Here is a 17,127-nt window from a genome sequence, read left to right on the forward strand (position 1 = left end):
ATGCGGGACGTCCGGACCGGAGCTGTTCTCAGCCCTGAGGACGCTGCGGCCCGGATCAGCGCCTACGTCTACGGGAACATGGTCGTCCTGGCCGCCCTTGCCTCCCTCAGCCAAGACGCGATGACCTCCGGGCACGTTGCCGTGGTCGTGGCGGGGGTGGCGGCGTCGACGTTCCTGGCTCACGCCGTCGCTGACGGCATAGGGCGTCGACTTCGCTCCCCGCATCGGCTCACCACCAGTCAGCTCGTGGCCGAGCTTCGAGACTCCGTGCCCGTGCTCTCGGCCGCGATCCTTCCCGTGCTGCTGCTGGCCTTCACCGCCTGGTCGAGCATCCCAGGCGTCTGGGCTCAGGGGATCGCGGGGCTCTACCTCGTGATCCGTCTCGGCCTCATCGGAGCCCTCGTCGCGCGGTACCGCGGTGTGCCAAGTTCACGACGTACGGTCCTCGCCGGCCTGACCTTGGCTGCACTTGGTGCCCTGATCACGGTGATCAAGGTCACTGTCGGGCACTGATCCCGTCGGCAGCCTCAGCTAGCTAGCTACACCCCGCAGATGTCCCGGTAGACGATGGCTTACGCGGACACTCGCGGGGTACCCGGTGCTCGCAAAAGAGCGACCAACCAGACGAGCAGCGTCGCAGGGATGAGCAGTTCTATCAGCGACGGATGGTCGATCACAGTGACGCCGTCGATCAGCCAAGTGCGGTGATCGACCAGATGGTGGGCTTGAGCACNTCATCCTCGACCCGCACCACGACTACACGAAGCTGCTCGCGCTCGCCGCGCCCGACCCCGAGCGCGTCGCGTCGTACGAGTCGATCATCGAGACCGTCGGCGCCGACCGCGTGCCTACACCCCGCAGATGTCCCGGTAGACGATGGCTTACGCGGACACTCGCGGGGTACCCGGTGCTCGCAAAAGAGCGACCAACCAGACGAGCAGCGTCGCAGGGATGAGCAGTTCTATCAGCGACGGATGGTCGATCACAGTGACGCCGTCGATCAGCCAAGTGCAGGTGCGCCCGAGGGGAACCAGCTCCATCCAGCGTCTCCGAAGACCGATGTACCTGGAGAGAGCTCGCAGCCAATCGAGTCGCCGAACAGCACTTGTTCGACAACGATCGAACCGATCCACGCCACCACGAGTACGGACCAGGGCAGGAAYCGAAGGCGGGGATCTCGGACGGCTCGCATCCCACTACCCTCACACCGCCTCCTCGTAGACGCGTCCTCCCCGGTGATGACCAGCATGGCGCCCGAGTACCAATCGGGCTTATCGACCCTCACGGCCGCCTACGCAACCGAAGCGAGCACGCCCGAGCCGTTCAGTTTGGGGATCGTCCAGAGGGCAGGGCGCTATGCCGCGGATGCGGTCAGCTTCTCTGCGGCGTAACGGGACCATGCCGCCTGCAGAACGGCGAACGTCCCTGCGGCGACGACGAGGAGGAAGAAGGTTACGCCGCCTGCTATCCAGAGCCCTTGCCACTGCGACGRTTCGAGGAGCGCTGCGACGATGACCGGGAGCGGCGATATCAGCCAGAGTCCCACGGCCACGGCTAGCGAGGTGCCTCGCTGACGTCCGTTGGTCTCTTCGAGGCTTTCTGCCCACTGCTGGGCTCCGAAACTGGAACTCAGACGCTTCTGGCGGATCAGCGGRAATGGCGAGAACGTGCTCGACGCCCGAACGAGGTGGACTGCCCCGGCTGCGGCGACCAAGAAAAGAGCACCTAGGCCGATAGCTATGGCGACTTCCACACTCGTCGGGATGACGCCTGCGTCTGCCCCGGCGAACGAGGTGGACTGCCCCGGCTGCGGCGACCAAGAAAAGAGCACCTAGGCCGATAGCTATGGCGACTTCCACACTCGTCGGGATGACGCCTGCGTCTGCCCCGGCAATCAGCAGCACCACGGGGATGGGTGACGTGACGAACAGTGCCACGGCGAGGGCTATATGGCGCCAGGCGATTCGCGCCGCATCCGAGAAGCTTCTCGCCTCGGTCTCGCTCAGTGCGGACACGGCTTTTCCGTACTCGCTCTCGGGGGCTTCCATGAAGAGGTCTCGCACCGGCACACCCAATGCCTTACCCAGCCGGGAGAGCGTGTCGAGGCTGACGTCGTTCCCCGCCTCGAGTCGTTGGAGAGTGCGAACGGTCACCCCGCTGACCTCTGCAAGGCGCTCCTGAGTCCACCCTCGTTGAGTTCGTAGTTCAAGTATTCGTGTCTCGCTCATGCTGTCCACAGTATGAAGGGCGCTTGAACGGGTCCATGTCAGGGCCCCGACAAGCAGGCGACATCTACCCGACAGTGCCCAGTTCGCGGCTCGATGTCCCTGCCACGTTCGCCCTGAACACGATGTTCCGACAGGGGATCCTGCACCGGGCGTCAGGTCGTCTCAGTCGGCGCGGATGATGCACCAGGCGCGGTCGAAGGTTCGGGTGTCGAGGTCGCTCTGACGCATCCAGACCTCGAGTGGTGAAGCGTCGCCGAACCAGCCGTCGAGGGTGGTCCAGCTCTCGATGTCGGCGACTAGCCGGTATGAGTCCCCAGGAAGGGTGAGAGGGAGACATTCCGGAAGGATGTCGCTGACAGCCAGGGTGTGCTCGGCTTGGGAGTACCCGTAGAGGTGCGTCACCGGAAGGGGCAGCGCTTTCCGGTCTCGTGTGCGTTGCCATCTCCATGTCGACTCGAAAGCCCTGGTGGCCTTCTCGGCTGCGTCGAACGCTTTCTGCGTCGTCACGTCGAGATCAAGCGATGTCGGGATCGAGAACGTCGCCATCGCCGTCACCTCCTGGGCTGCGTCGGTCGGGAGGTCGAGATCGGCGGGGGAGCTGGCGAGCAGTGTCAGGTCGGGGTCGGGGATCCAGCGGACGAGCCAACCGCCGGTGTCGCCGTCCTCGGGCTCGGTGCCGTAGGTCTCGAGGTCGTGGAAGATCTGGAGGATCCCGTGGTGGGGGAGGTCTTCGCGGGTGTCGGGCCAGCCGGCGCGCATCGGCGAATCCATGACTCCGGATGCCTCGCCCAGGTGGAAGTTGGCGACGTGGGCGAGGGGTTGCCCGTCGCGGCGTCGAGGCCAGTCCTCCTGGGTGATGCCGGCGGCTGGGCCGCCCAGCCAGGACCCGCCGTACATCGCGGTCTCGAGGATCGTGTCGAGACCCGGGTCGGAGCCCTGCTCGGTGTACGCGACGCTGAACTCCACTCTCTCGTCGAGTCTCGCCTCGCGGTACCTCTTCTTCTGCAGCCAGTCCACGATCAACGAGCGGTAGCTGTGGATGGGCGGGCGGTTCTTGTCCTTCATCGCTGTGGTTCTCATTTCATCGGCTGAACTCGTCCCGGGTCCACTGTCGGAGCGGGCAGCGCGCGGCCTCCACACCATTCCAGGCCAAATGGCCCATTCGCCTCAGACACCCACGGTGCGGCGGAACATGCAGACTGCGTAGGACAGCTCGCCGCACCGTTTGCGGATCCGTCCGATAGTCGATCGGCTGACGGACGCATCTTGCACGGGGGTAGATGCCGCTGGATCCGTGTTTAAGACAGTTGCCGAGATCATCTACCTGCGACGGATGCCAGCGAGCGTTTCGATACCTACGTTGGCTTTCGTGATCTTGTCTCTCGCGTTTGGCCCGGCGGTGCTGACAGGTATTGCGATGGCAATCGTTCGAGGGGTCCCTCAGGGTGGCCGAAGGGCTCAACATCGGTGGAGCTTCTGGGCGATGCTCCTCTGGGTTGGCGGAGCAGCTCTTTGCGTCTTGGCCGTCTTTCTTAACTTCCGAGCCTCAGACGGCGTGATGTGGTGGGCGTTTTTCGGGTTGATTCCGATGCTGGCTGGTGCGCTCGTCGCATTCATGGGATTTGTCGTGTCTGGGCCGCCTCCTGCAATACCTAGTGAGTCAGCAGGCTAGGTGGCCCATGTGCCAGACCCCGGGCCGTGTATCTGATCCGCGGGACGGGGGTCGGCGCATCGGGCTTCCAGGCTGTAGCCGGCGGGGCTACTGCCTTCCAGCGAGGCGTTCCTGAGCGCAGAACAGCGCGGCGGGAGGCGCTGCGTCCATGTCCGTGGGGCCGACGTACGCCGGGATCATGAACGGTGCATCGGAGTTCCCCTCGGCGCTTCCCTCAAGGGCTTCAAGCGGAGCGTCGAATGTGTCCGCGGTCGGGTCCTCTGTCGAGGCCCACACAGCAAAGACGCCGTCTGAGACTCCATCCGTGGCGTCGAGGCTGCCGGTCAGTAGCCATTTGCCGAGCGCGTCGTCGTATACAACGGTCACCCACGGAAGTGTTTGGACACCCGCCCATCCGGGTTCGGCCGCGATGCTCGCGTTCAAGGCTGCCGGGGGAGCATCTGCACATACGACGGCATTCGCGATGGGGCGACCGCGGGAGCGCTTTCCTCAGCAGTGGTCTCGACGCTGAGGGGTTCAGCTAAGGGCGTTGACGTTGCGCCGGCGCAACCGGACAGAACAAGGGCCATCGAACCTACGAGGGCGACCATGCCCCTGGTCATGGCTTCTGTGCGATACATCCCGACAGACGTCGTCGTTTGGTCTACGGCTGGGTTGGAAGGAGACGAACTAGCAACGGCGATAAGTGCCACGGGGGCCGCGTACGTGCTGGGGATCGAGTACAACCGTGAATACTTCGACAGCAGATCCGTCGGAGTGAACAAGGCGCCTCGCAACGATCCGCCTCCCTGCTTCGGCACGAGCGGCTACTGCCCCGGCGGGTATGGCCCGTCGCGTCAGGTGAGTGGTGCCCGTTCGTCACTCGGCTCGGTGCTCAATGTGACTCACTAGGACGCCTTCTTGGGGCAGACCTCGGCAATGCCTTTCACGCTTACGGATCGATGACCTCAACTCTGCCCCGACGACGCCTGCTCTAAGGGTGCCCGATAGGGGATCGTTTACCGGGCGCTTCTGGCCAGAGATTCCGATCGGCGGGGCTGCTCAGCGCGGCGGGAAGGCTGTCCTGCGTCCGAGGGCGACGGTCAGCAAGGCGATTGCCGAGAGGGCGATCATCGCGATGGGAATTGCGGCAGGCCCGATGCCGTCGACGAGGATGGCGCCAGCCGCTCCTCCGCCGAAGATGGCGAGGTTGAAGGCTGTGGTGAGCATGGCGTTGGCGACGTCTACGCTCTCGCCGGCGGCATTGCCCATCGCTGTCTGCAGTTGTGTTGCGGAGCCGCCGAAGGCGATACCCCACAAGGCGATCGCAGCGATCGTGGCGGGCGCAGAGGTGGGGAGGGCGAGCAGCAGTGCTCCGGCGATGATGAACATCGCCGTGCTGATGAGAGCGAGGTGCCGCAGTGATCGATCGATGAGTGCGCCGGTGATCCAGATGCCGACGAGTGCCGCCAAGCCGAAGGCGAAAAGGGCGACATCGGGGCGGATGCCGGTGCTCGTGCCGGCGAGGTAAGGGGCGATGTAGGAGTAGAGCAGGTTGTGCGCGAGCATCCAGGTGAATACGACAGTGAGGATCACGGCGATGCCGGGGATCACGAGTACTCGGCCGAGGGGGAGTCTCGAGCTCGAACGCTGACCTGGCGCGTTCGGCACGTGCGAGAGCACGAGCAGGACGACGACCACCGTGATCGCAGAGACCGCGGCGAAGGACCATCGCCAGCCGACCGTCGCACCGAGCCAGGCCCCGAGCGGGGTGCCGATGGAGAGTGCGATGGGTGTGCCGGCCATAGCGATCGCGAGGGCTTGCCCGGCGCGCTCGGGGGCGGCGATACGGCGGGCGTAGCCGGCGAGCATGCCCCAGATCAGGCCGGAGAAGGCGCCGGCGATGAAGCGCACGACGAGGGCGACCGCCAATGTCGGCGCGATCGCGGTGAGCGTGTTGGCGACCAGGAAGCCCAGTAGCCCGATGACGAGCAACGGCTTGCGCGATGTCCCCTGGGTCATCGCGATAGTGGGGATGGCCGCGACGACGGTGCCGAGTGCGTACACCGTGATCAGTTGGCCGGCGGTCCCGTCGCTGACGTCGAACGCGTGGGCGAGCTGGGGCAGGAGGCCTGCTGGAAGCGTCTCGGTCATGATGATGATGAACCCGCTGAGTGCCATGAGGACGAGTGGCAGTGCTGGGAGGGAGCGCTCGTCCTGGTGTCGCCGTCTGGCTGTCGTTTCGGTTCGGGGGTGGGGCACCGATCACTCTTCTCTGTTTATGGAATGGTCGCTCCAATACTGCTGATGGGTCCCCCGTGTGTCAAACTGGATCGACCGATCCGAAAGGGTGAAGATGTCACAGCAGGGACGACCGAGAGCCTTCATCGAGCAGGATGTGCTCGACGCAGCGATGCTGGTGTTCTGGCGCCACGGGTACGAGGCATCGTCCATCGCGCGGTTACGTGCGGCGACCGGGCTCTCGTCGGCGAGTCTCTACGGTGCTTTCGGCTCGAAGGAGGGCTTGTTCGAGCGTGCGGTGGAGCATTACACCGCTGGCCCTGGGCGAGTGAGCGAGCTCGTCGGCGACCCGAGGAGAGATCCGCTCGAGGCTCTCAGTTCGATGCTGCACGGAACGATCGACATGCAGTCGGACGCCGCCCACCCGGGCGGCTGCCTCGTCACGCTCTCCGCGACCCTCGGCGCGGACGGCGACGACGACATCGCCGCGCGGTCAGTCGTGGCCGAGCGGCGCGCCGAGGATCGAGCGCGCATCGAGGCATGCCTTCGTCGAGGGCTCACCGCAGGCGTGACCCGTGCCGACCTCGACCCCGGTGTGGAGGCGATGCTGGTTCACTCGTTCGTGCTGGGGCTATCGACGCAGCTGCTCGATGGTGTGGAACCTGCGATGTTGCACGCTGCCGCAGACCGCATCGTCGACGGAGTGCGCCGCGATGACCAGGCGTGACCAGGTCGCGGCTGCGCACGATCCCACGCAGGGAGGTGCGATAGGCCATACCTCACCGAGAAACACGGTGCCAGCGAACCGAACCCCTGCTCGGAGGCGCGGATCGCCGCCCCGCACCATCGAGCAGACGGACGGCCCTACGAGGTCGACGGCAGCGGCAGCCGCTTCGCAGGCGGGGTGATCGAAGAGCCGTCGCGGCCGTGGTTCGTCGGATCCGTTGGAGCGTCCTGCGGCTCAGGCCGTGGCGGCCGTCGCATGCGCGCCCTCGTACGCCGGTCCGCTCTCGCGCAGCGCCGGGCAGTGCTCGGGGGTCGGATTCAGACAGATGTCGATGACGCGGGACAGCTCCTCGCGGGCCCGCTCGAGCTCGGCGATACCCGCGGCGATGCGGTCGCGCTCGGAGTGGAGCAGGGCCATCGCCTCGGGGGCGGCGACACCGGTGTCGACGCTCGGCAGCAGCTGCATGATCGTGCGGCTCGGCAGCCCCGCCGTGTACAGGCGCTGGATGAGCTGCACGCGCTCGATCGCGGACTCGGGATAGATGCGCTGGCCGCTCGTGGTGCGCTCCGCTGGCAGCAGCCCCTGCTCCTCGTAGTAGCGGAGCGCTCGCGTGCTCACGCCGGCCTTCGTCGCCACATCACCGATGCGCAGCATGCGTCTTCCTCCCGGCCGTTCGGCCCGTCGATCACGTCGACGTCGACGTCGCCGATCTGACGGGTGGACTTGCCCTTCACGTCAACGTCAACACCTAGCGTAGGCCGTGCCGTACCCCGCATCCGATTCGGGCGGCAGAAGGAAGAGCACGCATGGACATCCAGGATCAGGTCGCCCTCGTCACCGGCGCCAACCGCGGCATCGGCCGCACTTTCGTCGAGGAACTGCTCGCGCGCGGCGCCCGCAAGGTCTACGCGACCGCCCGCCGACCCGAGGCCATCGACATCCCCGGGGTCGAGGTGGTGCGACTCGACCTCACCGACCCCGCATCCGTGACCGCCGCCGCCGAGATCGCACAGGACGTCACGCTCGTCGTGAACAACGCCGGCATCTCGACCGGAGCCGGTCTCCTCACGGGCGACATGACGGAGATCCGCCGCGAGATGGACACCCATTACTTCGGCACGCTCGGTGTCATCCGGGCCTTCGCGCCGGTCCTCGCCGCGAACGGCGGCGGCGGGATCGTCAACATCCTGTCGGCGTTGTCGTGGTTCGCGGCGCCCGGCTCGGGCGGCTACGCGGCGGCCAAGGCGGCCGAGTGGAACATGACGAACGCGCTCCGGCTCGAACTCGCCGGCCAGGGCACCCTCGTGCAGGGCGTGCACCTCGGCGCGGCCGACACCGACATCATGGCCGGCTACGACGGCCCGAAGATCGACCCGCGGGACGTGGCGCGCGCCGCGCTCGACGGAGTGGCTGCCGGTGAGATCGAGGTCGTCGTCGACGACTGGAGCCGCATGGTGAAGGACTCGCTGAGCGCGGACCCGAAGGCCTTCTACCAGCAGATGCAGGCGATCCTCGGCTGAATTCACCGTCGGGCATGGCGTGACGGACTTCGACGAGCAGCATGCGGAGGAGTTTGCCAACGACCTGATGGGGTCATCGCCTGGGGGATCGTCCCCTGGTCACGGCGACATCGTTGTGGCGTCCGATAGGAAATCGATGACTGGACAGGTGCAGGCGGGACGCTGGTGACGCCAGGCGGGAACCGCCGCGGGTGGACCGAGTCGTGTCAGAGCCAGGGTGGTGGGCCGTTGATGGTCCAATCGATAGCTTCAATCCGTTCTCGAGTTCGAATGCCTGTTGAGGGATCGATGACCGGTCAGCGGTCGTGATCTGGACGCAGATCGTCCATCACGCCTTTCGCGTCGTCGGCTGCGAACCTTATTACCCTGAGCGAATGACACAGCGGGGCAAGAGGAAGCGGTTCGAGCGAGCGACGATCGGCTTCGGCATGATCCTGGCCGCATTCTTCTTCGTGGTTGCGGACGGCGACAAGCTCTTCATCTTCATGGGAGTCCTCCTTGCGCTGTCTGCCTTGCTGGGGCTCCTGAGGCTTGTTTTTCGTCGCGAACCTTCGTAATTGGTCGCACCACGGGACCTGTCCCGATAGGCGATCATTCACCGGATCGATCTCGCCAGCGGTGCGGTGCGGCGTGGAGTGATGAATGGCGCCTTATGACTTCACCGTCACGAGAAAGCGCTTATTGCGTTCGTCTACGAGCTCACCCGACCACGGTGTCTCGAGGTGTCCGTCGTCCTCGTCGTCGAAGCCGCGCAGGGCCGCCCCGCTGGGAACGCGAAGAATCGGTGTCGAGGAACCATCCTCGGCGAGCACGAGGATGTCCACAACCCGACCGCGCACACGAGTTTCGATGGGGGAGTCGTGGTGGGTTTCGATCAACCGCACTCGTCCGTCCGCGTCCCGCCGACGGAGGCAGCCCAGGTCGACCACATCGTCGCGTTCGATCGCTGAGCCGCAGCATTCGTGCTCCCAGTCGCCCACTTCGACTCTGACGAACAGACGTGTTCCTTTCGTGGCCCGTGTGTGCACGTTAGCGGAGCCGACGCTGATGCCCCATGGACGATCCGCTACCCGATGCCTCGTGGCCTAGCGTGCCAAAACGCGACGTGCCATGCGTCGACGACGAGTCCATCGCTGGTGTCTGCGACCTCGACGTGGCACGTGGAACGCAATTTATTAGGTTAGCCTTACCTACATGATCCGACCCGTACTGCCTCCCTTTCGTCTCATCTCCTCGGCCGTCGTTGTCGCCGCCATCGCCCTGACTGCAGGATGTGCTCCGGCGACCCCCGCGGCCACGGCAGACGGGCGGACCGTGACGACTGTCCTCGGGGATGTCACGGTCCCTGCTGAGATCGAGTCGGTCGTGGTGATCGAGGGGCGTCGCGACCTCGACATCGTGCTGTCGCTCGGACTCCCGCTTGCCGGCTACCCCTTCGATGAGGAGGGCTCCCTCGACCTCGACGCTCCCCTCGGTGACGACCTCGCCGCGGCGGAGGCCGATGGTGCCGAGGGGATCTTCCTGGCGGACGACATCGACCTCGAGGCGATCGCTGCGGTGGCCCCGAGCGTGATCGTCAGCCGTGTCGACGACGTCGAGCCGATCCTCGACGAGCTCCAAGCGATCGCGCCGGTGATCGCCATCGGCGAGCAGGACACCAGCACATGGCAGGACGATCTCTCCCTCGTGGCCGAGGCGACGGGAACGGAGGCGCGCGCCATTGAGTTGATCGCCGCTTACGACACCCGCGTGGCTGAGCTCGCCAGCACATATGCGGACGTCCTCGCCAGCACCACGATCGCCCCGGTGAGCATCGACGGCGAAGGATCAGAGGTGCGTCCATCGCGTCTGCTGTCGCTGGTTCTCCGTGACGTGGGGGCGACGCCCTCCACCTCGTTCGCCAAAGCGATCGACAACGGAGAAGGGGTCGAGTTCGGCCCGGAGCAGCTCGTCGCAGGGTTCGGCGACGCGGATGCGATCGTCGCTCTCGTGAACGAAGCAGACGTCTGGAAGTCGGTGCAGGAGGCACCTCTCTGGCGGCAGCTGCCCGCCGTGCGAGACGGTCACGTGGTTCGTTCCGACAAGCGGACCCACGAGGGAGCCGCGGTGACGGCGATGTGGTCGCTCGACGTCGTCGAAGACCTCCTTCAGACTCTCTGAGCGACAGCTCGATCCGATCACCCTAAAGCCGTGTTCCTCCGCATCCCCGACCCATCCGAAGCGAGCCGCGGTCGGGCACTCCGTTCTCGGGCTTCGACATGGCACGGGGCTCTCGTTCTGCTCGGTGCTCTCGTCGTCGCAGCCGTGATCGCAGTGCTGAGTCTCGCGCTCGGATCCCGGGCTCTCGACCCGGGCGTGGTCGTGCATGCTCTGCTCTCCGGATCGATGGACGACGGCGACGAGGCCTCGGCGATCGTGCTCGGGCAACGCCTGCCTCGCACCCTCATCGGTCTGACCGGCGGTGCAGCGCTGGCCGTGGCCGGTGCGGTCATCCAGGGCCACACCCGGAACCCGCTGGCCGACCCTGGGCTCCTCGGGGTCACGAGCGGCGCCTCCCTGGCGGTCGTCCTGGCCATCTCCGTGCTCGGCGTCACCACCGCGGCTGGGTACGTCTGGTTCGCCTTCGCGGGCGCAGGCCTCGGAACCGTGGTCGTGGTCACGATCGGGCTCGCCGCGGGACGGCGACGGGATGCGAGCCCGGCCGCGCTCGTCCTCGCCGGCGCCGCCGTATCGGCGTTCCTCGGCGCGCTGACGAGCCTTCTTCTCCTCGTCGACGTCGCAGCCCTCGACGCCTACCGGTTCTGGTCGGTCGGCTCCCTCACCGGAGGGAGGGGAGTCGACACTCTTCTCGTGGTCGCACCCGCGTTGGTCGTCGGCATGATGCTCGCTCTCATCCACGCCCGCTCCCTGGATGCCCTCGCCCTGGGTGACGACGCTGCTCGGGCATTGGGACGGCGGCTGCTGCCCACCCGTCTCCTCGGGCTCGCGATCGTGACGATGCTGGTCGGAGCCGCGACGGCCGTCCTAGGGTCACTGGGTTTCGTCGGGCTCCTCGTGCCGCACCTCGCGCGGTGGATCAGTGGACCGGGACACCGCCTGCTGCTGCCGCTCAGCGCGGTGATCGGGGGCGGGCTGACCGTCGCAGCGGACATCGTCGGCCGGCTCGTCGTCGCTCCTGACGAACTGCCCGTCGGCATCGTCCTCGGAGCGATCGGCGCCCCCCTCTTCGTGGTCATCGTGCTGCGTTCACGACGGGGGCGCGCATGACGCCGGCGTGGCAGGCAGCCGTCGCGCGAGCGAGTCGGCCCAGAAGCCCGGGGAGGCATCGTTCCGTGGTCGTCATCGCGGCGGTGATCGTCTCCATCGCCCTCCTCGCCGTCGTGAGCCTCGGGGTGGGCGAGTACCCCATCAGCCCGGGCCGAGTCGTGGCGACCCTCCTCGGAGGCGGCGACCCACGGGAGGCTCTGGTCGTTCGGAGGTTGCGCCTCCCGCGGACCAGCCTCGCCCTCGTCGCCGGCGCAGCTCTCGCCGTCGCGGGCGCGGTCACGCAGACGATGGCGCGGAACGCCCTCGCCAGCCCCGACCTTCTGGGCGTGACGGCCGGCGCCGGCGCTGGCGCGGTCGCCGCGATCGTCCTCGGAGGGGCGGGAGGAGAGGCCATCGAGGGGCTGCTCTCGCTCGGAACCCCGGTCTCCGCTCTCGCCGGCGGACTGCTCGCGGCCGCCGTCGTGGGTGTGCTGCTCCGCGCGGGAGGGGGACGTGGCTTGAGACCCGTCTTGCTCGGCGTCGCGGTCTCGGCGTTCTTCTCGAGCCTGACGAGCTGGATGCTCATCGAGGCCTCGCTGGACGACGTCGAACGTGCGACGGCGTGGCTGACGGGATCTCTCAGCGGCCGAGGCTGGACGGAGGTGCTGATCGTCTCGATCACCCTGGCTGCAGCATCAGCGATACTCGTGCCCGTCGCGAGAGGCCTGGCGGCGTTGCAGCTCGGCCCCGACATGGCCCGAGCGCTCGGCACGCCCATCCCGCTCACGATCGGAACGCTCCTGGGCGCGTCCGTACTCCTGACGTCGATCACCGTCTCGGCCGTCGGGCCCATCGGCTTCGTGGCCCTCGTGGCGCCGCACCTGGCCTCTCTCGCCAGCCGAGCACCTCGACCTCCGCTGATCGTGTCGGGCCTGTTCGGCGCGCTGATCCTCCTCGCGAGCGACCTCGCTGCGCGCACGGTCATCCCGACATTCACCGTGCCGACCGGTGCGGTCACGGCGCTCGTCGGCGCCCCGTTCCTGGTGTGGCTGCTCGTTCGATCGACAGGGACTCCCTGACATGAACGCACTCTTCGACGTCGACGACATCTCAGTCCGCTACGGAGACCACACTGCGGTCGATGGCGTCAGCCTGCAGCTTCGACGCGACCGCATCACCGCCATCATCGGGCCGAACGGATGCGGGAAGTCGACGCTTCTCCGCACCGTCGCGCGCCTTCAGCCCCTGAGCGTCGGCCGGGTCACACTCGACGACCAGGAGGTATCGAGCATCCCGCCCCGGGTCTACGCCCGACGCGTCGCCGTCCTGCCCCAATCCCCCGCCGCGCCCGAATCGCTGACCGTCGCCGACCTCGTCGCCCGCGGCCGCGATCCCCACCGCCGATGGTGGGACGGCTGGTCGCAAGCCGACGAGGACGCCGTCCGTGAATCGTTGGCGCAGACCGCGCTCGTGGAGCTCGCTGATCGACCGCTCGAGTCCCTGTCAGGTGGCCAGCGTCAACGCGCCTGGATCGCTCTCGCTCTCGCGCAGCGAACCGATGCGCTTCTGCTCGACGAACCGACCACGTACCTGGACATCGCCCATCAGCTCGATGTCCTCGACACGGTTCAGAGGCTGCACCACGAGCGCGGTCTCACGGTGATCATGGTGCTCCACGACCTCAGCCTGGCAGCTCGGTACGCCGACGAGGTCGTCGCGATGCGCGACGGCCGCGTCGTCGCCGCGGGCACCGCGCATGAGGTCGTGACCCCAGACGTCCTCAGAGAGGTCTTCGATGTCGACTGCCGAGTCCTCCTCGACGACGGCACGGGCCGGCCGTTCGTGATCCCGGGAGTCTCTCTCGTCGGACGCGAGATGACCAGGCCGGACGGTTCGACTCCAGATGCGACGCCTGTCCGATAGACGACTTTCCATCGAACGCCTCAGCGTCATCGCGGCGGTTGCGGACCGAACCCCGGGCCCCATCTGAGCATCCACGAACCGGCGTCGGCCAGTGGCTCGAAGCCGAAGCGCTGGTAGAGGTCGTGAGCGTCCTCGGTGAAGAGGGCCGTGCGCTTGAGAGCCAGGGGCTCCAGATCGTCCAGGATGCCCGACATGAGGGTGGAGCCCACACCAGCCCCCCTGAGCTTCGGATCGACGAACACATCACAGAGCCAGGCGAAGGTGACCCCATCGGTGATCACTCGTGCGTAGCCGACCTGGGCGCCGCTCTCGATGTCGTAGGCGCCGTAGTTCCGGGACCCGGCCATCGCGGCCCGGTGAGTCTCCGCCGTCCGGCCGCGGGCCCAGTAGGACTCCTCGGAGAGCCACGACACCACCGTCGGCACGTCGATGTCAGCGGGGTCGCTCGAGAAGCGGAACGTCCGGGTCATGCTCGGTACTGTGTCGCACGACGGCAGGTGGTGGGAAGGTCCGATCGCGAACATGTGGCCCGCACCTGTCTCTCCGGGTGCCGACTAGGAGACGCCGAGTGGAAACGGTCCTGGGCGCCGTCCCGCGGGGAGGTATGTTCTCGGCATGACCGAGCGTTCGCAGGACGGCCGTTTGATCGTGCGGGTCTTCCCTGACTTTGCCGGGACCGTGCTCTGGGCTGGCGGGGCGGTCGGTTACGAAGAGGCTCACCTGTCGCGGGAACTCGAGGAGGACTTCCAAGCGTGGGAATCCTTCCACCGATCACGTCTCGATCCCGACCGCCCCAACCACGCGTCGCAGGATGAGCGCGACTTCGCTCTCGTGGGTCGCGCTCTCGCAGAGCGGCTGTCCCAGGAGCTCGGGCGTGGTGTCGAAGTCCACCTCATCGTCGAGGGGTGTCAGCTCTTCCGATCAGTGGATCCGCCAGTCAATCCCCGGGCAGCCAAGGCCCTCCACGGCCGGGCGGAATGGCAGGCGGCGCAGGCTCGTGCCCTCGTCGAGAAGGTCGACGATGGCCGTTGGCATGCCTACAACCCCGTGTCTGGGAGGCGCTTCCACCCCGATCGGACGCGCTCAGACGAGAACGCTCCAGGCCTGCCGGCCGTGGGCGGCTCAACTACTGGCGAGGGTCCAGTTGCCAGGGGTGACGCATGATTCCGTTCGCGGGTTCTCAGCGTTCGTCGACGTGCTTCCCCGTCCTCTTCCGCAGCAGTCCTCGTCGGAAGCGCTGTTGGAGCGACGATTCTCTATTCGACACCGACGCGGAACCCTTCTACGGGGCCGTTCATCACCGTTAGTACGCGGCTACTCGCCACAGCACCTTGTCGCACGCGCTGGCTGCCGCTGTACCAGCACTGTTCCGCTAGACGATCGTGGAGCGAACGTTGCTATGCCCCGATGTAGAGGACATGTGCGGTGCCCCGTAGTTCGCGATTCATGTGGTCACTGGGACGTTTCCCGTCGGCATACCACGCGGCATCTTGTTGACTCGTGACAAGCCAGTTTCGATCTGACGTGGCGTGAGCGAGGTAGTAGTCGGTCCAGGCGCGTAGGCGCTTTGTCAGGGCGGGGGAGAGGCCCAGGGATTCGGGCGTGATCATCCCGGTCTCCCAGAGCGGCCATTCGGCACCATAGTCACAGAACATACGGATTTCGAGTGGCTGCGGGGGCATCTTGTGACGTTAGCGCCCAAGACGCGCCGCGTCTCTCGATGACTCAGCGTCGACTGCATCTGGTGCGACGGGAACCTCCGGCTGCTCGACAGGGTCATGGGGCCACTACCGTGACCTCATGACATATCGATCACGCTTCACTCTGTGGGCGATGGTCTTCGCTGGGCTGACCGTCGCTGCACTGGTCGTCTGCGCTATCGCCACCGTCAGGGCCGGATGGCTCACGCCGGTCTTCTTCTGGCCCGTGCCGGAGGGTACGGAGATCGTCCTGACGAAGCAGCAGTACGAGGATTCGCTCAACGCCCAGGAACTGGGCCGGGTAGCTGCGGTCGTCGCTGTCGTATTCGGTCTCGGCGCTGCTGTCCTCACCTACCTGAGTCGAAGAGCCCGCCGCGCCCGTTAGGAGCTCCGTCAGCGGTCGTCGTGGCTCTGTCATTGCCCTTGGGGCTGTTCGTCAACCCGCCGGGCTCGCCGTGCCAGCCACTTCCATCGCTAAGGCTTTCTGCTGAGGAAGCCCCTGAGTCCGATCGCGAACAGAATGCACGACGGCACGACTAGGAGTGCGCCGATCAGCCAAACCGGCAGGCCTCGTGTCGTGATGCTCGACCAGTCCGGGTTGAAGATGAGCCATGCCACGCCAAAGGCTCCGAGTCCCAATGCAAAGACCATGGTCCCGATGTCCTGCTTCTCGGTTCGCGGTGCTGGCGGTTTTTCCTGCGGCATACCTCGATCCAATCATGAGGCGTGATAACGGTGTCCCAAGAGAACATCTTCGGCGGAGCTGCTCTCGATGCCACGGGTCTAGGGCGCGTCTGTGAGCGTGCCGGCCAGGATTGCGACCGAGATGAGCATGAATATGAGACCAATGACGAGGAGCATGACCGGGTGGCTCTCAATCCCTATGTCGAGGCCGAGTCGCTGGCGGGCCTTTGTGACTCGTTTCGAGAAGGAACCGTGACAAGCGACGAGGACGCCTCCTACGACGATCATCAGACCGGCAGTTACCAGGGCCGTCGCCTCTGAGGTGCTCAAAGTTCCTCCTCTCAGAATAGGTACGAGGCGCTAGCCGACGTGCTTTGCGAGGAGAATCGAACCGACCGAAACATGAACGTATTCAATCGGAGCCCCAGTCTTGTCGCGACCAACCGGGCTCAGAGGCGCCCGACAATAGGTCGGTCGCTGGTCGTTGGCCGCCGGATCTCCCCAGCACGGACGCTGGAGAAAGACCCCTATGAACAAGTACGACCCCCTGCCCGGCAAGACCGCACGGGGCATGCGAACCGCCGGCCTCGCCGCTGTCGCCACGGGCGTCCAGGGGATGTTCCTCTACCGAGCCTTCTTCGACGTCCCGACGTTCGCCTCGTGGATTCTTTGGCTAGCCGTGTTCGTCGTCCTGCTCGCGGGATTCATCTACGCCGGGCTCCGAGACAGCCGGCTCGACAGGGCGGAAGCCGCAGAGCGAGACGAGCTTCTCGCGGGTGACGCTCACAGCGGGCGGCGTCGAGCAGGACTCGAGCGGGCTCAGCGGCACGACGGCCGAGCATCCCAGTAGGGGCGTTTCGCACGCGACCCTGGTCAGACGCGGTTGACTGATCGTCCAAGCCCTGACGGGCTGCGAACGGGGGAGAGCGAATGAGTCTGACGATTCTGGAAGATCGAAAGGTGTGGGGCTCCATCCCGCGCGAGATCACGTACGCGGGCGCGATGGGCGCAGGCTTGTCCACGGGTCTGCTCGTTCTCGCTGCGATCGTCACGGGCATGTGGATCTTCTGGCTCGGTGTCGCGTTCAGCGCCGTGACCGGATCCATGCTGCTCAAGGTCACGTTCTACCTCAAAGCCCTCCCTTACGAGGCCTATGAGGCTTCTGTGGACCGCCAAGACCTGGGCTGACGTGCCGCCCCTCAGGTGG

The 17,127-nt window shown here is 66.3% G+C and carries 20 protein-coding genes; 12 read left to right on the forward strand and 8 right to left on the reverse strand.

The window, feature by feature from the left end:
- On the forward strand, positions 1–513 hold the full coding sequence (locus ASF17_RS11060) for a hypothetical protein (RefSeq protein ID WP_055799584.1): 513 nt from the start codon (positions 1–3) through the stop codon (positions 511–513).
- Positions 514–1,271: 758 nt separating this feature from the next.
- Here the strand turns inward: ASF17_RS11060 and ASF17_RS15315 are convergent.
- From ASF17_RS15315 to ASF17_RS11075, 4 genes are all read right to left on the reverse strand, one after another.
- Complete coding sequence (locus ASF17_RS15315; protein ID WP_082475361.1) at positions 1,272–2,228, reverse strand: helix-turn-helix transcriptional regulator; 957 nt, start codon at positions 2,226–2,228, stop codon at positions 1,272–1,274.
- Between the two features lie 162 nt (positions 2,229–2,390).
- Positions 2,391–3,293 carry a DUF1963 domain-containing protein gene (locus tag ASF17_RS11065; RefSeq protein WP_055799587.1) on the reverse strand — a complete coding sequence of 301 codons (903 nt, stop codon included), beginning with the start codon at positions 3,291–3,293 and terminating at the stop codon, positions 2,391–2,393.
- Between the two features lie 694 nt (positions 3,294–3,987).
- Positions 3,988–4,266, reverse strand: a complete 279-nt coding sequence (locus ASF17_RS11070) for a hypothetical protein (RefSeq protein ID WP_055799590.1) — start codon at positions 4,264–4,266, stop codon at positions 3,988–3,990.
- A gap of 675 nt (positions 4,267–4,941) precedes the next feature.
- Positions 4,942–6,060, reverse strand: coding sequence for an MFS transporter (locus ASF17_RS11075; RefSeq protein WP_055799593.1), 1,119 nt, complete (start codon positions 6,058–6,060; stop codon positions 4,942–4,944).
- A gap of 175 nt (positions 6,061–6,235) precedes the next feature.
- Between ASF17_RS11075 and ASF17_RS11080 the strand changes: the two genes are divergently transcribed.
- Positions 6,236–6,847, forward strand: a complete 612-nt coding sequence (locus ASF17_RS11080; protein WP_055800726.1) for a TetR/AcrR family transcriptional regulator — start codon at positions 6,236–6,238, stop codon at positions 6,845–6,847.
- 234 nt (positions 6,848–7,081) lie between these two features.
- Here the strand turns inward: ASF17_RS11080 and ASF17_RS11085 are convergent, their stop codons facing one another.
- Positions 7,082–7,465, reverse strand: coding sequence for a MerR family transcriptional regulator (locus ASF17_RS11085; protein ID WP_235476559.1), 384 nt, complete (start codon positions 7,463–7,465; stop codon positions 7,082–7,084).
- Between the two features lie 188 nt (positions 7,466–7,653).
- On the opposite strand from ASF17_RS11085, the gene ASF17_RS11090 reads away from it, so the two are divergent.
- Together ASF17_RS11090 and ASF17_RS11095 are read left to right on the forward strand one after the other, a co-directional pair.
- Complete coding sequence (locus tag ASF17_RS11090) at positions 7,654–8,367, forward strand: SDR family oxidoreductase (RefSeq protein ID WP_055799598.1); 714 nt, start codon at positions 7,654–7,656, stop codon at positions 8,365–8,367.
- 305 nt (positions 8,368–8,672) lie between these two features.
- Complete coding sequence (locus ASF17_RS11095) at positions 8,673–8,924, forward strand: hypothetical protein (RefSeq protein ID WP_055799601.1); 252 nt, start codon at positions 8,673–8,675, stop codon at positions 8,922–8,924.
- A 93-nt stretch (positions 8,925–9,017) separates the two neighbouring features.
- Here the strand turns inward: ASF17_RS11095 and ASF17_RS11100 are convergent, their stop codons facing one another.
- On the reverse strand, positions 9,018–9,347 hold the full coding sequence (locus tag ASF17_RS11100; RefSeq protein ID WP_200913475.1) for a hypothetical protein: 330 nt from the start codon (positions 9,345–9,347) through the stop codon (positions 9,018–9,020).
- Between the two features lie 334 nt (positions 9,348–9,681).
- On the opposite strand from ASF17_RS11100, the gene ASF17_RS11105 reads away from it, so the two are divergent.
- The 4 genes from ASF17_RS11105 (at position 9,682) to ASF17_RS11120 (ending at position 13,536) form a co-directional block, all read left to right on the forward strand.
- Positions 9,682–10,527 carry an ABC transporter substrate-binding protein gene (locus ASF17_RS11105; protein ID WP_235476564.1) on the forward strand — a complete coding sequence of 282 codons (846 nt, stop codon included), beginning with the start codon at positions 9,682–9,684 and terminating at the stop codon, positions 10,525–10,527.
- A 144-nt stretch (positions 10,528–10,671) separates the two neighbouring features.
- On the forward strand, positions 10,672–11,634 hold the full coding sequence (locus ASF17_RS11110) for a FecCD family ABC transporter permease (protein ID WP_235476565.1): 963 nt from the start codon (positions 10,672–10,674) through the stop codon (positions 11,632–11,634).
- Positions 11,635–11,699: 65 nt separating this feature from the next.
- Positions 11,700–12,692: a FecCD family ABC transporter permease gene (locus ASF17_RS11115; protein ID WP_162236420.1), complete on the forward strand. Its 993-nt coding sequence runs from the start codon at positions 11,700–11,702 to the stop codon at positions 12,690–12,692.
- 1 nt (position 12,693) lies between these two features.
- A complete protein-coding gene (locus ASF17_RS11120) occupies positions 12,694–13,536 on the forward strand; it encodes an ABC transporter ATP-binding protein (protein ID WP_082475288.1) in 843 nt (280 codons plus the stop codon).
- 26 nt (positions 13,537–13,562) lie between these two features.
- Here the strand turns inward: ASF17_RS11120 and ASF17_RS11125 are convergent, their stop codons facing one another.
- Positions 13,563–14,006: a GNAT family N-acetyltransferase gene (locus ASF17_RS11125; RefSeq protein WP_055799607.1), complete on the reverse strand. Its 444-nt coding sequence runs from the start codon at positions 14,004–14,006 to the stop codon at positions 13,563–13,565.
- Positions 14,007–14,151: 145 nt separating this feature from the next.
- Between ASF17_RS11125 and ASF17_RS15605 the strand changes: the two genes are divergently transcribed.
- Together ASF17_RS15605 and ASF17_RS11130 are read left to right on the forward strand one after the other, a co-directional pair.
- Positions 14,152–14,700 (forward strand): hypothetical protein, encoded by a 549-nt coding sequence (locus tag ASF17_RS15605; RefSeq protein WP_156357403.1) that lies wholly within the window; start codon positions 14,152–14,154, stop codon positions 14,698–14,700.
- 636 nt (positions 14,701–15,336) lie between these two features.
- Positions 15,337–15,621, forward strand: coding sequence for a hypothetical protein (locus ASF17_RS11130; RefSeq protein WP_156357404.1), 285 nt, complete (start codon positions 15,337–15,339; stop codon positions 15,619–15,621).
- Positions 15,622–16,019: 398 nt separating this feature from the next.
- Here the strand turns inward: ASF17_RS11130 and ASF17_RS11135 are convergent, their stop codons facing one another.
- Positions 16,020–16,250 carry a hypothetical protein gene (locus ASF17_RS11135; RefSeq protein ID WP_055799613.1) on the reverse strand — a complete coding sequence of 77 codons (231 nt, stop codon included), beginning with the start codon at positions 16,248–16,250 and terminating at the stop codon, positions 16,020–16,022.
- Between the two features lie 199 nt (positions 16,251–16,449).
- Here ASF17_RS11135 and ASF17_RS11140 point away from each other — a divergent pair, with 199 nt between their 5' ends.
- Complete coding sequence (locus ASF17_RS11140) at positions 16,450–16,770, forward strand: hypothetical protein (protein ID WP_055799616.1); 321 nt, start codon at positions 16,450–16,452, stop codon at positions 16,768–16,770.
- A gap of 80 nt (positions 16,771–16,850) precedes the next feature.
- On the forward strand, positions 16,851–17,108 hold the full coding sequence (locus ASF17_RS11145) for a hypothetical protein (RefSeq protein ID WP_055799620.1): 258 nt from the start codon (positions 16,851–16,853) through the stop codon (positions 17,106–17,108).
- Positions 17,109–17,127 lie beyond the last annotated feature (19 nt).

The organism is Frigoribacterium sp. Leaf263, from assembly GCF_001422285.1.
Lineage (GTDB): Bacteria > Actinomycetota > Actinomycetes > Actinomycetales > Microbacteriaceae > Frigoribacterium.